The following is a 13,683-nucleotide window of genomic DNA, read 5'->3' as shown; positions in this document are numbered from 1 at the left end:
ACTGTGATAGCACGCCGACCGGACGGCACCGCCCCCCGGCCCCCGGCCTCGGCCGGCTGCGGTCAGCTGGTGGAGGTGAGCTTGAAGGACCGGACCATCTCGTCGAAGATCGCCTTGCTCTCGTCGAACCGGTCACTGGGGGTGGTGAGGTAGAACGAGTACACCTTGCCGCCCTGGACGGTTCCCCGCCAGATGCCGTGCCGTTGCTGACCGTCGGGACCGCAGGTGTACTCCAGTTGGGCGGCGGGTTTGCCGCCCAGTTCCTCGTCGGTCAGTCCCAGTTGCTGATAGGGCTTGGCGCAGGTCTTGCTCGACCTCAACCCGTTCTCGGCGATCTCCGCCCAGCGGCGCGACTCGTCGCCCTTGAAGTCCTCGACCAGGACCCGTACCCGTCGACCGCTGCCGTCCGGGTCGGTGTAGTCGATATAGACGGCCTTCTTCGGGGTCGCCTTCCTCCAGTCCTTCGGAACGTTGATCGAGACGCCGCGTTCGGCGTGTGGCTTTGTGGCGAACGCCGCCGGTACCGCCGCTCCGGGGCTGCTACCGGCCTGCGGAGGCGGCGTCGTCGTGCCCTCGGGGTCGTCGCCACCGCCCAGCGAGAGCGCCACGATGCTGATCAGCAGCACTGCCGCCACCCCGCCCGCCGCCGCGAGCTGCACCTTGCGGGGCCAGCCCTTGACCGTCTGCACCAGGCTGCCGCTGGCCTGGCGGGCCCCGGAGAAGGTGCGGCCCACGCCGCCGCCGCTGGCCGTGTGCACGGTGCCGGCCCGGCCACCCTGGCCGGGCATGGCGCCGGTCGGCGTGTCGAGTGGGCCGCCGTGTCCGCCGTGGGTCTGGCCGCCACGTCGGCCGCCGGCGGCGTGTGGCATGGCGCCGGTCGGCGTGTCCATCGGGTTCGGGCCGCCCACCGGCGGTCGGGCCGAGGCGGCGGCGTCGCGGGCGTTCCGGGCCAGCCGGTCGGCCAACGACTCGCCGGGAGCGAGCATGGCCCGCCCGCCGATCTCCCCGTTGGTCGCGGGTTGGGACCGGTTCGCCTGCTGCGCGGCCGCCTGCTGCTGCGTGGCCTGCTGCTGCGAAGCCGCCGGCTGCTGCCACGGGGAGCGCTGGGGCGGGACCACCGCGTACGGGTCGGTCATCAGGTGCCCGGCCGGGTTGCTCGCCAACGGACCGGCCAGGAGTTCCCGCAGCATGGTGCGGGACCGGTTGACGTCGAGCCGGCGGGACGGGTCCTTCTCCAGGAGACCGAGCAGGACCCCGGTCAGTGCCCCGGACCGGACCGGTGGCGCGGGCGGGTCCTCGACCACCGCGTGCATCGTCTCGATCGGGTCGCCCTTGTCGAACGGCGGTCGGCCCTCCACCGCCGTGTAGAGCGTCACGCCGAGCGAGAAGAGGTCACTGGGCGGGCCGAAGTCGTGGCCCATGGCCCGCTCCGGCGAGATGAAGTGTGGCGAGCCGAGCACCATGCCGGGAGTGGTGAGCTGGACGTCGGTCGGCATCCGGGCCACGCCGAAGTCGGTGAGCACGCACCGCCCGTCGGAGCAGATCAACACGTTCGCCGGTTTCACGTCCCGGTGCAGCACCCCGATCGCGTGGGCCACCTCCAGGGCGCCGAGCAGGGCGATTCCGATCTTGGCGACGGCGCGCGGAGCCAGCGGCCCGTCCTCGATGACCATGTCGGCGAGGCTGCGCGCGTCGAGCAGCTCCATCACGATCCAGGGCCGCCCGCCCTCGGTCACCACGTCGTAGACCTGCACCACCGCCGGGTGCTGGAGGGCGGCTGCGGCCCGGGCCTCGCGGAGCGTGCGCTCGTACATCGCGTCGCGGTCGGTCGGGGCCAGCCCGGGTGGGAGCACGACCTCCTTCACGGCCACGTCGCGGCGCAGCAGGGTGTCGGCCGCGCGCCACACCGTGCCCATGCCGCCGTGGCCGACCGCCGCCCGCAACGAGTACCGACCGCCGATGGTGATGCCGGGTGCCGCACGTCCGTTGGTGGGATTGGCCGGTCCGCCACTCCACGTCGGGATCTGAGTCACAGAAAAGCCACCGAGAGAATCGAGGGGGCACAGGACAGAACCCCCCTATATTGCGGGTTCCGACCGCAGAAGGGAAAGACAACCGCCAGAGTCTCACAGAACTCGACCGTACGTGTCTGCCTGCTCACTGGTAGTGGGGGTTTTCTCGACGCCCAGTGCCGGCTCACTCACTCGTCCGCGAACCCGCTCCGCGCTCCGGGAACCGGCATCCGTCGGCGATCCAGATGCTGGGATCTACCATGCGGGTCATGAGTGAAGGTCGGTCGAGCGAGTCGGGTTTCCCGATCAAGGCGGTCTACGACGCCGCCGACGTACCGGAGGGCCTGGACGCCCGCCTCGGTGCGCCGGGGACGTTCCCGTACGCCCGGGGCGTCTACCCGACGATGTACACCTCCCGGCCGTGGACCATGCGCCAGTACGCCGGGTTCGGCACCGCCGCCGAGTCCAACGCGCGCTACCACCAACTGCTCGCCGCCGGCACCATGGGACTCTCCGTCGCCTTCGACCTGCCCACCCAGATGGGGTACGACTCCGACCACCCGATCGCGCACGGCGAGGTCGGCAAGGTGGGTGTCGCGATCGACTCCGTCGAGGACATGCGCACGCTCTTCGACGGCATTCCGTTGGACCGGGTCTCCACCTCGATGACCATCAACGCGCCGGGATCGGTCCTGCTGCTGCTGTACCAACTCGTGGCGGAGGAGTCCGGGGTGGCCGGTACGGCGCTCAACGGCACCATCCAGAACGACATCCTCAAGGAGTACATCGCCCGGGGCACGTACATCTTCCCGCCCAAGCCTTCGCTGCGGTTGGTGGCGGACACCTTCGCGTACTGCCGCAAGGAGGTGCCGAGGTGGAACACCATCTCCATCTCCGGTTACCACATGGCTGAGGCGGGGGCGACTCCGGTGCAGGAGATCGCCTTCACCCTGGCCAACGGCATCTCCTACGTCCGCGCCGCGCTCGCCGCCGGGCTCGCGGTCGACGACTTCGCGCCCCGGCTGTCGTTCTTCTTCGTGGCCCGGACCACCCTGCTGGAGGAGGTGGCGAAGTTCCGGGCCGCCCGCCGGATCTGGGCCAACCTGATGCGGGACGAGTTCGGTGCCGAGAATCCGAAGTCGCTGATGCTGCGCTTCCACACCCAGACGGCCGGGGTGCAGCTCACCGCCCAGCAGCCCGAGGTGAACCTGGTCCGGGTCGCCGTGCAGGGTCTGGCCGCCGTGCTCGGCGGAACCCAGTCGCTGCACACGAACAGCTTCGACGAGGCGATCGCGCTGCCCACCGAGAAGGCGGCCCGGCTGGCCCTGCGTACCCAGCAGGTGCTCGCGTACGAGACGGACCTGACCGCCACGGTCGACCCGTTCGCCGGCTCGTACGTCGTGGAGGCGATGACCGACGAGATCGAGGCAGGGGTACGGGAGCTGATGGACCGCGTCGCCGGGTACGGCTCGGCGGTCGACGCGATCGAGGCGGGCTTCCAGAAGCGCGAGATCGAGACCTCGGCGTACCGGATCGCGCAGGAGATCGACTCCGGCGACCGGGTGGTGGTCGGGCTCAACCGCTTCACCGTCGACGAGGAGGAGCCGTACGAGCCGCTGCGGGTCGATCCGGCCATCGAGGCGGCCCAGGCGGCTCGGTTGGCGCGGCTGCGGGCCGATCGGGACGCGGGCGCCGTCGAGCGCGCCCTGACCGACCTGCGGACCGCGGCGTCGGGTACGGAGAACGTGCTCTACCCGATGCGGGAGGCGCTGCGGGCCCGGGCCACCGTAGGGGAGGTCTGCGGCGTGCTGCGGGAGGTCTGGGGGACGTACCGGCCGAGCGACCGGTTCTGAGGTCGCTTCGACGACCCGGGCGGCTGCCGGTGGTCGGGAATGTCGGAGCGGTTTCCGGGTATCGGAAACAGATGGGTTCGACTGGTACGCCGACGGACACGCTGTGCGTGGTCGATCTGACACCTTCTGTCACCCTGGGATCCCCGCCACCCCGCACGAAGGTGATCGATTGCCGTTCAGACCCGAAGGTGGCCGGATGATGCGACCATTCGGGCTGGCGGCGCCGCTGCTGGGAGCCGCGATCGTGACCGGCGAAACCGTCACGCGTTGTAGGAGGTGTGGGACAGATGGCGGCGTCTGATGGTGGGGTAGGTAGCGCTCCGTACGCTGCCGAACGCTCCTACCTGGGATTACGTGACGCTGTGCTGTCTGACCGCTACCAGAACGAGGTTGCGCAGCGTCACCGTCGTCGGTCTAGGCTGTCCGAGTCCCATCCCATCCACAGTGATCGAGAAATCGACGTGACGAGTGCGTTGCAACTGCCGACCGGCAGCGAGCCGGCGTCGTCGGAATCCGAGGCGGCGCCCGGGGCGGAGCCCCTGCCCTTCGGGCTCGACCAGGCACTGGACTTCCGGCTGCCCGAGCTCATCGCGACCCGCCGGTTCCTGCACGCCCATCCGGAACTGTCCGGGCAGGAGTTCAACACCGCCGAGCTGATCGCCCGGGAACTCGCGGTCGCCGGTCTCGTGCCGCGCCTGCTGCCCAAGGGGAACGGGGTGATCTGCGACATCGACGGGCGGCCCGACGGTCCGGTGGTCGCGCTCCGCGCCGATCTCGACGCGCTTCCGCTGACCGATGCCAAGGACGTCCCGTACCGGTCCACTGTGGAGGGAGTCTGCCACGCCTGTGGGCACGACGTACACACCACGATCGTGCTCGGTGTCGGTCTGCTGCTTGCCCAACTTGCCCAACGTGGTCAGTTGGACGGTCGGGTCCGGCTGATCTTCCAGCCGGCCGAGGAGATCCTGCCCTGCGGCTCGCTGGAGGTCATCGAGGCCGGCGGCCTGACCGACGTCACCCAGATCTTCGCCCTGCACTGCGACCCCAACCTGCCGGTCGGGCAGGTCGGGCTGCGGGTCGGGCCGATCACGGCGGCGGCGGACAACATCACCGTCCGGCTGACCGGTCCGGGCGGCCACACCGCCCGCCCACACCTGACCGTCGACCTGGTCGACGCGCTGGGCCGGTTGGTCACCGAGGTGCCGGCGCTGGTCAACCGGCGGGTGCCGGCGAACAGCGGGCTGCTGCTCGTCTTCGGACAGGCGTCGGCCGGTACCCAGTACAACGTGATCCCGAACGAGGCGATGGCGGCCGGAACACTCCGGGTGCTCGACCGCGACACCTGGGAACTGGCGCCCAAGATCGTGGCCCAGGTGGTCCGGGACGTGATCGCACCGACCGGTGCCACCGTCGACGTCGAATACCTGCGGGGGCGACCGCCGGTGGTCAACGACGCCCGGGCCATCCGGGTGCTGACGGCCGCCACGGCGGGCGCCGCCGGCCCCGCCGGGATCGCGGAAACCCCGCAGAGCATGGGGGGCGAGGACTTCTCCTGGTACCTGGAACACGTACCCGGGGCGCTGGCCCGGCTCGGCGTGGGCCGGACGGCGGCCAACGTCGACCTGCACCGGGCGGCGTTCGACGTCGACGAGCGGGCCATTCCGGTGGGGGTACGGGTCCTGCTGCAGACCGCGCTCAAGGCGCTGGCCGAGTAGCGTCCGGCCGACCAGTGGACGTGGGCCGGTGCCGGGTGGTGGGCCACCCGACACCGGCATCCGCGCGCGGCGCGGCGCCCCGGTCAGCGGGTCGAGGCCGGGACCTGGGCCGGGACCGAGGGCGCGGTCGGGACCGGCCCGGACCGCCGTGCGCGTAGCCGCCGGACCAGCCAGAACACCCCGAGCACCGGCAGACCCATCGCGATGGCCCAGGGCAGCAGCGCGCCCAGTACGGTCAGCAGGACCCGCAGCGAGGCGACGAACGCCTCCCAACCGCCCTTCAGACCGGCCAGGAACCCGGTCGCCGGCTCGTCGTCCTCCTGCGCGTTCGGGCCGAGCAGGATGGCGGTGATGGTCGACAGCGCGGTCAGGTCGGCCAGCCGGCGCTTCTTCGCCTCCAACGAGGCCAGGTCCGCCTCCCGCTTGGCCAGTTCGCCCTCCAGCATCACCAGGTCGGTCAGGGACTTCGCCTGGGCCAGCAGCCGCCGGCCGCTGTCCACCCTGGCCTTCTGGGTGGCGATCCGGGCGTCCAGGTCCAGGGTCTCCTCGGTGACGTCGTCGGTCTTGATGTCCCGTCGCACCGTGTCGCCCAGCCCGGCGAGCTGGTCCACCACGGCGGCGAACCGGTCGGCCGGGACCCGCAGTTGCAGGGTCGCCTCGGCGGCCGACTCGTCGCTGCTCCGGTTGTCGCCGCCGACGAATCCTCCCGCGCCGGTCGCGATCCTCGCCGCCTCGGCGGCCTTCCCGTCGACGTCCTCCACCCGCACGGTGATGGAGCCGGTGTAGACGATGGCCCGTTGGCCGAGCCCCGGGTCGGTCGCCGGATCCTGGACCGGCTGGCCGAGCAGCCCCACGCCCTGCTGCGCAGCGGACTCGTCCTTCGCCACCGCCGGTTCCTCCGCCGCCGGGGCCGCCGCACCGTTCGACGTGCTCTGCGTGTCGCCGCTGTCGTCGGCGCCACAGCCGGCCAGCGCCAGCCCGGCCGTCACCGCCACCGCGCCGAGAAGTCCCGCGATGGACCGTCCGGACCTGGTCATGGTTCCGCTCCGCCCGCTCATGTCCCCTCCGCTCTCCCTGCCCCGTCGAGGCGTTCCGTCAGACGTGCCGCGAAGTCGTCCCGGTTCCGGCAGACTGCGCTTGGGACATCACGATTCGGTAGCCGAGGAGTCTCGATGCGACTGACCAAGTACGGCCATGCCTGCGTACGGGTGGAGGACGACGGCGCGGTGCTGGTCATCGATCCCGGTACGCTCACCGAGCGCGGCGCCCTGGACGGCGTGGACGCGGTACTCATCACCCACGAGCACGTGGACCATCTCGACGTGGACGCCCTCGCCGAGGCGCTCGGCAAGCGCCCGTCGGTGACCGTGTACACCCACCCCGACGTGGCATCCAAACTGGACGCGCTGGAGGGCGTGGTGCGGACCGTCCAGTCCGGTGACTCCTTCGAGGCGGCCGGGTTCGCCGTACGCGCGTACGGGGGGTGGCACGCGGAGATCCATCCGGAGGTGCCACGGGTGGTCAACCTCGGCTTCCTGGTGAACGACTCGATGTACCACCCCGGCGACTCGTTCGACGTACCGGAGGGCGCGCAGGTGGACACGCTGTTCGTGCCGATCTCCGGCCCCTGGCTCAAGCTCTCCGAGTCCGTCGACTTCGTAAGGGCGGTGAACCCGCGCCGGGCGTACGCCCTGCACGACGGACTGCTCGCCGCCCCCGGACTCGCGGTGTACGACGGAAGCCTGGCCCGCCTGGCCAACTGCGAGTACGCCCGCCTGGCGCCCGGGACAGCCGTCGACTGAGCGCACCGGCGACGCGAAGATGGCAGGCATGCCCCGTGATCTCGTCGAACGGCTCTACTCGGCACCACCGGACGGATTCGTCGCGGCCCGTGCCGAGGCGGCCCGGGCGGCCCGGGCGGCCGGTGACGCCGCCGGAGCCCGGGAGATCGCCAAACTACGCAAGCCGACCGTGGCGGCCTGGCTGGTGAACCTGCTGGCCCTGCGGCGCCCGGACCTGATGGCCGAGCTGGTCGAACTCTCCGCGGCGCTCCGCTCCGCCCAGCGGGAGTTGCGCGGGCCGCGACTGCGCGAGTTGTCCGCCCAGCGGCGTGGCGTGGTGACCGCACTGGTCGGCCAGGCCCGGGAGTTGGCCCAGGCCGCGGATCCGCGGCTGGCGGCCGGGAAGTTGCCGCTGGCCGAGGTGGAGGCCACGCTGAACGCCGCGCTCTCCGACGTCGACGTCGCCGAGCAGGCCCGGTCCGGCCGGTTGGTCCGGGCGGCCAGCTACGCCGGGTTCGGGGAGGTGCCCCGCCCGAACCTGCGGTTGATCGTCGGCGGCCCGGACGAGGCCGCTCCCGACGAAACCGCGCTGGACGAGGTCGCGCCGGACGAGGGTGGCGGAGCCGGGCCGGGCGTGACCGCGCCGGGCCGGGCCGGGCGGAAGGGGCCGGCAGCGGAGCCTGGCGAGCGGCCGGCAGCGGAGCCTGGCGCACGGGTGGCGGCGGAGCCTGGCGAGCGGGTGGCGGCGGAGCCTGGCGAGCGGGGCGCGGAACCGAAGGGCGGTGGACGGAGCGAGCGGGCGGTCCGGGCCGAGGAGTCCGCCCGCGCCGCTCGGCGCCGGGCACTCGACCGGGCGCTGGCCGACGCGCGTACCCGGCAGGAGCGGGCCGAGGCGGAGCTTGCCCGGGCCACCGAGGCCGAGCGGGACGGCGCCGCCACACTGGCCGAGATCGAAACCACGCTGGCCGATCTGGAGCGGCGGCGTGCCGCCGCCGAGCGGGAGGTCGGCCGGCGCAAGCTGGCCCGGAAGACCGCCGAGCGCGGCGCGGTTGCCGCCCGGCGACGGGTCGGCGACGTGGAGGCCGCCGTGGAGGCGATGGCGGCGGAGAGTGGACCGTAGCGGCAGGAGGTGGGGCTGCCGAAAGGGCGGCACGCCAGGCAGACTCAAACGGGTGACGCGGGACCTGTCCCCGCGACCCCGGATCGGAAGGCGGTGTCGTTGACCCCCGAGCAGGCCGCTGGTGCGGCCAGGCCGAGCGTGTTGCAGTTGGGCGGCGCCTTCATCGAGTGCCCCCGGACGTTACGCCGGGCCCGTCAGATGGGCATCTCCGGCTGGGCGTTCTTCGTGACGGGTCGCGGCGCGGTGCTCGGCGACGTACGGACCGAGACGGTGGCCGCCGCGATCGGCATCCTCGCGCCGGACGCCGTGGCCGACGGCTGGGAGAGTGCCGTCCGGGTGGCGTCCCCGTGCCAGGTGGCCGAGGTCGCCCGCGCCGAATGCTGCCGCTGGGGCATCGACTACCTGGCCAAGTTCCCGCCGGTGGGGCGCCTGATCGAGCTGATCGAGCCCGTGGTGGCCGCCGCCGACGTGACCGGGATGCCGCTCTTCGCCGCCTGGCGGAGCATGCCGGTGCCGGCCGACGCCGCTCCGGCCTCCCGGGCGGCGGTGCTGCTGCATCTGCTCTTCGAGTACTACTCCGGTGCGGGCCTGATGGCGGCGCGGGCCGCCGGCATGTCCCCGATGGAGATCATCCTCGCCGGCCCCGAGGGTGAGTCCGGTGCGGTGGCGTACGGCTGGTCGCCGCCGTACCCGCCGGTCGGCCCGCTGGTACGACGGCGACTGTGGGCCGAGTCGGTGGGTGACCGGATCGTGGCGCAGGCGTTCGGGGTACTCGCCCCGGCGGAGCGGTCGGAACTGGCCAGCCTGTTGGGTACGGCGTCGACCGGCGTCCGGATGGCGCCGCCCGTCCCGGACTGAGATCGCCGCCCGTCCCGGACGGTCAGTACCACCCCGGACATACGCCGCCGTGGTCCCGCCGAGCTGCGGCGGGACCACGGCTTCGAGTGGGACGCCCTCGGCGTCCGGGCTCAGCTCCAGCGGAACAGTTTCGTCGCCAGCCCGCCGAGAACCACGGTGAACCCGACCATCACCACCAGGTGCAGCGGTTGGGGCCAGTCGCCGGCCCAGGTGTCTTGGAGGGCCTGGGAGGCCGCGCCGAGCGGGGTGAAGTCGGCGACCCGGCGTACCGCGTCCGGCATCAGCGGGCCGGGCGTCCAGACCCCGGCCGCGAACAGCATCGGGTAGTAGATCAGGCTGCCGAGTCCGACCGCGGCGCGACTGGTGGGGGTGAAGGCGGCGACGAGCAGGGCGAGCGCCACCATCGAGGCCGCGCCGAGCACGAAGGCGATCAGCAGTCCGGGCACGTTCGGGTGGGCGGTGATCCGGAAGGCGGCCCAGGCCGCGAGCACGGCCAGTCCACTACCGACGATCAGCGCGACCACGTTGACCACGAGTTGGGCCACCAGCAGCCTGATCGGCGGGACGGGGGTGGTGGAGAGCCGGCGCAGAATCCCCTTCTCGCGATTGGCGGCCAGCACGTTCAGCAGGTTCACCAACGCGACGGTGCCGATCGCCATGGCCAGGGTGATCGGTAGGTAGACCTCGACCGGTATCCGCCCGCCGACGTCCGCGCTCGGCTCGTTGAAGCCGGGCATGGCGCTACCCAGGATCAGGATCAGGGCGGCCGGGAAGATGATCCCGAAGAACGCGCCGAGGGGCTCCCGGACGAACAGCTTCGCCTCGGTGACGATCAGCTTCGTGGTGCTCCGTACGGCGACCCGACGCGGTGTCGCCCGGATGCTGGCGCCGGGCCGGTCGGTCTCGCGGGAGGCGGTGGCGTTCATGATGTGTCCTCGATCCTCGTCAAGTCTGGGAAGGGCGACGGTCGGTGCTCAGGCGGCGGCGCGGGTCGGATTGGTCAGGGCGAGGACCGCGTCCTCCAGGGTGGGACGCGCGATCCCGGGCAGCTCGGCCTTGGCGACCAGGTTGGCCGGGGTGTCGATCGCGACGACCTCACCGGCCCGGATGACGGCCAGCCGGTCACAGAGCCGCTCGGCCTCGTCCATGAAGTGCGTGACGAGTACGACCGTGACGCCCCGGTCCCGGACGTCCCGGACGAGCTGCCAGGTGTCCCGGCGGGCCTGCGGGTCGAGCCCGGTGGTCAGCTCGTCGAGCACCGCGATCCGGGGGTTGCCGACCAGGGCGAGCGCGATCGACAGTCGCTGCTTCTGCCCACCGGAGAGCTTGGCGAACACGGTGTTCCGCTTCGCGCTGAGCCCCATGTCGGCCATCAGGGCCCGCCAGTCCGCCGGCTCGGCGTAGAACGAGCTGTACAGGTCGAGCGCCTCCCAGACCTTCAACCGGTCGGGCAGCTGGCTCTCCTGGAGTTGGATGCCGACCTGACGGCGCAGTTCGGCGCGAGCCAGGTCGGGGTCCAGGCCGAGTACCCGGATCGTTCCGCCGTCGGCTCGGCGCAGTCCGGTCAGGCACTCCACCGTGGTGGTCTTGCCGGAGCCGTTCGGGCCGACGATTCCGAAGATCTCACCGGCACGTACCTCGAACGAGACGTCCCGGACCGCGACCTGGTCGCCGTAACGCTTCTGGAGCTTGCTGACCTCGATGACTGTCATGGGGAAAACGCTAGAAATTCCGGCCGGTCGCCGGAATGCGTCCACGTACCCGGCCGGGGTGGGGGAAACTACACCCCGGTCCGGCGTCCAGCAGCAGTCCGCCGGGAACGCCGGCCGGCCACACTGAACGGATGTTGCGCCGGCACGTGATCGCCTTCGTTCGGACCCTCGCCCAACTCGGGCTGGGCCTCATCGGCCTGGCAATGTCCCTGCTGCTGATAGCGGCGGCCACCGCGGTCGTGCCGTTCCTGCACACCGCGCGGGTCGCCAAGCGGATGACGGAACTCGGCCGGCGGCTGGCCGGGCAGTGGGGCGGGATCCCGGTGGAGGCCGATCGACGTCCCGGTCCGCCGGTCCCGGAGCGCCGGGCCGACGGGTGGTACCTCTACGAGAACCAGTTGTACCGGTCGCCCCGGCTGCCGGCGTACTTCCTGGAGCTGACCTGGCGGTCGGAGGACCCGGCGGCGATGCGCGAGTGGTTGTGGCTGCATCTCACGCCGTTCGTCGGCGGGCTCGCCGTGCTGGTCCCGTCGGGGCTGGTCACGGCCGGGGTCGGGCTGGGCACGCTCGGGCTCTCCGGTGGTGCGGCCCCGGTCGTCGGGGCGTTGCCGCCGGCCCTGGCCGTACCGGTCGGACTGGTGCTGGTCGTGCTCGGTTTCGGGCTCGCACCGATGGCGCTGCGCCTGCACGCCCGGTGGACCCGGCTGCTGCTCGGGCCGCCGACCCGATGGTGGTGGCACCGGTCGAGACCGGTCCGATGGCTGCGGAAGGGGTACCACGACACCTGGCACGGCGCCGGGCTCACCGGTCTGGGGTTCGCCGCCTTCGGTGGTTTCCTGCTCAACCTGCTGGCGTTGCTGGTCGCCTGGAGCGCGCTCTCGCCGCAGGTGTCGCGCCTGACCCGACCCCTGGTCAGCCAGTACCGCAGATACGCCGGGAAGTGGACCGGGGTGACCGTTGCGGAGCCGTACCGGCCGTACCCCGCACCGCCGACGCCGGACTCCGACGGTCGGTACCGGGTCGGACGTACCCTCTACACCGACCGTGCGGCGGCGGTCCGCGCCCAGGGGTACGGGTGGTTGTTCACCGATCCGGCGACCTGGCGGGACCAGCTCTGGATGGTCACGAACCCGCTGCTCGGAGTGCTCGGGCTGATCCCGGCCGTCCTGGTCGGGCTGGGCCTGTTCGGACTGGTCGGGCAACCGCTGTGGTGGGCACCGTGGGCCGTGCCGATCGGCGTGTTCAGCGGGGAGTGGATAACCCCCTGGTACATCTGGTACGGCGTCACCTATCTCGCACCCGACCTCGGCGGAATTCCGGGGTGGGTGAGCGCGCTCCTCGGTCTGGCGATGGCGGGCCTCGGGACGCTGCTCGGCCCCGCGCTGCTGCGGCTCCGCGTCCGGTACGACCGGCTCCTGCTCACCCCGACCCGGTCGGCCTCGCTGGCGCAGCGGGTGGACCAGCTCACCGAGACCCGGGCCGACGCCCTCGACAACCAGGCGGCCGAGCTGCGCCGGATCGAGCGGGACCTGCACGACGGGGCGCAGGCCCGGCTGATCGCGGTCGGGCTCAGCCTGGCCGGGGTCGAGCGGTTGATCGAGGAGGATCCGGCCACCGCGCGGGCGCTGGTCGCACAGGCCCGGCAGGCGTCGGCCACCGCCCTGACCGAACTGCGTGACCTGGTACGCGGCATCCATCCGCCGGTGCTCGCCGAACGAGGGCTGCCGGACGCGCTGCGGGCGGTGGCGCTGGACAACCCGGTCCCGGTACGGGTGACGGGCCACCTGCCCGGCCGGCTCGAACCACCGGTGGAGTCGGCGGCGTACTTCTGCGCGTTGGAGGCGCTGGCCAACGCGACCCGGCACGGCGGTGCGAGCACGGTGGAGATCGACATCACGTACACCGGCACGGTGCTCCGGATCACGGTCGCCGACGACGGCCAGGGCGGCGCCGATCCGGCCCGGGGCAGTGGACTGCGGGGCGTCCGGCGTCGGCTCGGCACCTTCGACGGCGTACTCACGCTGGACAGCCCGGTCGGCGGCCCGACGCTGGTGACCGTGGAGATCCCGTGCCCGATGCCGGGCTGATCCCTGGGCTTCCGGCTCAGGCGGACGCGGTGCCGGTGGGTCGGGAGCGCAGTTCGGCCACGTAGTCGTCCGGGGCGCCGGCCTTCTCCGCCGCGTTGGCGATCTCCGACAGGTACCAGGCGGTCGGCAGGCCGCCCTCGTAGCCGGCGAAAACGTATACCCAGGCGGTAACCTCGCCGTCCAGAGTGACCACCCGGACGTGCAGCTTCCGGTAGGTGCCGGAGACGACGCCCTCGACCTCGTCGAGTTGGGCGGCGTCCCAGGAGTGCACGTCGTAGAGTGCGACGAAGACCCGATCACCAGGAGATTCGACGATGGTGGTGACCGCGCCCTCCCAACCGATCACCCCCTCCCCGGCGAAGGTGAGGCGCCAGCCTTCCAGCCAGCCGGTACCGACCATCGGCGAGTGCGGGCAGTAGGCACGCATCCGGGCGGGATCGAGGTTTGAGCCGTACGCGGCGTAATGACGCACGGCGATGACGATAGCCCGGCGGAGGGGTGGTGGAGAATACGACCGTGCGTGTCGGACGGGTTCGGCGCAAGAT

11 protein-coding genes are annotated in these 13,683 nt (G+C 72.0%); 6 read left to right on the top strand and 5 right to left on the bottom strand.

Going from position 1 to position 13,683, the window contains the following annotated elements:
* Positions 1-62: 62 nt before the first annotated feature.
* Positions 63-2,033: a protein kinase domain-containing protein gene (locus tag ACFP2T_RS02040; RefSeq protein ID WP_377416616.1), complete on the bottom strand. Its 1,971-nt coding sequence runs from the start codon at positions 2,031-2,033 to the stop codon at positions 63-65.
* Positions 2,034-2,281: 248 nt separating this feature from the next.
* Here ACFP2T_RS02040 and ACFP2T_RS02035 point away from each other — a divergent pair, with 248 nt between their 5' ends.
* Both ACFP2T_RS02035 and ACFP2T_RS02030 read left to right on the top strand, forming a co-directional pair.
* Positions 2,282-3,865 (top strand): acyl-CoA mutase large subunit family protein, encoded by a 1,584-nt coding sequence (locus ACFP2T_RS02035; RefSeq protein WP_377416614.1) that lies wholly within the window; start codon positions 2,282-2,284, stop codon positions 3,863-3,865.
* Between the two features lie 461 nt (positions 3,866-4,326).
* On the top strand, positions 4,327-5,580 hold the full coding sequence (locus ACFP2T_RS02030) for an amidohydrolase (RefSeq protein WP_377416612.1): 1,254 nt from the start codon (positions 4,327-4,329) through the stop codon (positions 5,578-5,580).
* An 83-nt stretch (positions 5,581-5,663) separates the two neighbouring features.
* Here ACFP2T_RS02030 and ACFP2T_RS02025 read toward each other — a convergent pair whose 3' ends face one another.
* Positions 5,664-6,617: a DUF4349 domain-containing protein gene (locus ACFP2T_RS02025; protein WP_377416610.1), complete on the bottom strand. Its 954-nt coding sequence runs from the start codon at positions 6,615-6,617 to the stop codon at positions 5,664-5,666.
* Between the two features lie 135 nt (positions 6,618-6,752).
* On the opposite strand from ACFP2T_RS02025, the gene ACFP2T_RS02020 reads away from it, so the two are divergent.
* The 3 genes from ACFP2T_RS02020 to ACFP2T_RS02010 all read left to right on the top strand — a co-directional run bounded on the left by ACFP2T_RS02020 (position 6,753) and on the right by ACFP2T_RS02010 (position 9,339).
* Complete coding sequence (locus tag ACFP2T_RS02020) at positions 6,753-7,382, top strand: MBL fold metallo-hydrolase (RefSeq protein ID WP_377416608.1); 630 nt, start codon at positions 6,753-6,755, stop codon at positions 7,380-7,382.
* A 19-nt stretch (positions 7,383-7,401) separates the two neighbouring features.
* On the top strand, positions 7,402-8,481 hold the full coding sequence (locus ACFP2T_RS02015; RefSeq protein WP_377416606.1) for a coiled-coil domain-containing protein: 1,080 nt from the start codon (positions 7,402-7,404) through the stop codon (positions 8,479-8,481).
* Between the two features lie 99 nt (positions 8,482-8,580).
* Positions 8,581-9,339 (top strand): SCO6745 family protein, encoded by a 759-nt coding sequence (locus ACFP2T_RS02010; RefSeq protein ID WP_377416604.1) that lies wholly within the window; start codon positions 8,581-8,583, stop codon positions 9,337-9,339.
* Positions 9,340-9,449: 110 nt separating this feature from the next.
* Here ACFP2T_RS02010 and ACFP2T_RS02005 read toward each other — a convergent pair whose 3' ends face one another.
* A complete protein-coding gene (locus ACFP2T_RS02005; RefSeq protein ID WP_377416602.1) occupies positions 9,450-10,265 on the bottom strand; it encodes an ABC transporter permease in 816 nt (271 codons plus the stop codon).
* A 48-nt stretch (positions 10,266-10,313) separates the two neighbouring features.
* Complete coding sequence (locus ACFP2T_RS02000) at positions 10,314-11,051, bottom strand: ABC transporter ATP-binding protein (protein ID WP_377416600.1); 738 nt, start codon at positions 11,049-11,051, stop codon at positions 10,314-10,316.
* Positions 11,052-11,182: 131 nt separating this feature from the next.
* Here ACFP2T_RS02000 and ACFP2T_RS01995 point away from each other — a divergent pair, with 131 nt between their 5' ends.
* Entirely contained in the window at positions 11,183-13,138 is a 1,956-nt protein-coding gene (locus ACFP2T_RS01995) for a sensor histidine kinase (protein WP_377416598.1), read from the top strand.
* Between the two features lie 16 nt (positions 13,139-13,154).
* On the opposite strand, the gene ACFP2T_RS01990 is transcribed toward ACFP2T_RS01995, so the two are convergent.
* Complete coding sequence (locus tag ACFP2T_RS01990; RefSeq protein WP_377416596.1) at positions 13,155-13,610, bottom strand: gamma-glutamylcyclotransferase; 456 nt, start codon at positions 13,608-13,610, stop codon at positions 13,155-13,157.
* Between the last annotated feature and the right edge of the window lie 73 nt (positions 13,611-13,683).

It is taken from the genome of Plantactinospora solaniradicis (assembly GCF_042658085.1).
Classification (GTDB): Bacteria; Actinomycetota; Actinomycetes; order Mycobacteriales; family Micromonosporaceae; genus Plantactinospora; species Plantactinospora solaniradicis.
This window is presented reverse-complemented; position numbering and strand designations above follow the sequence as displayed.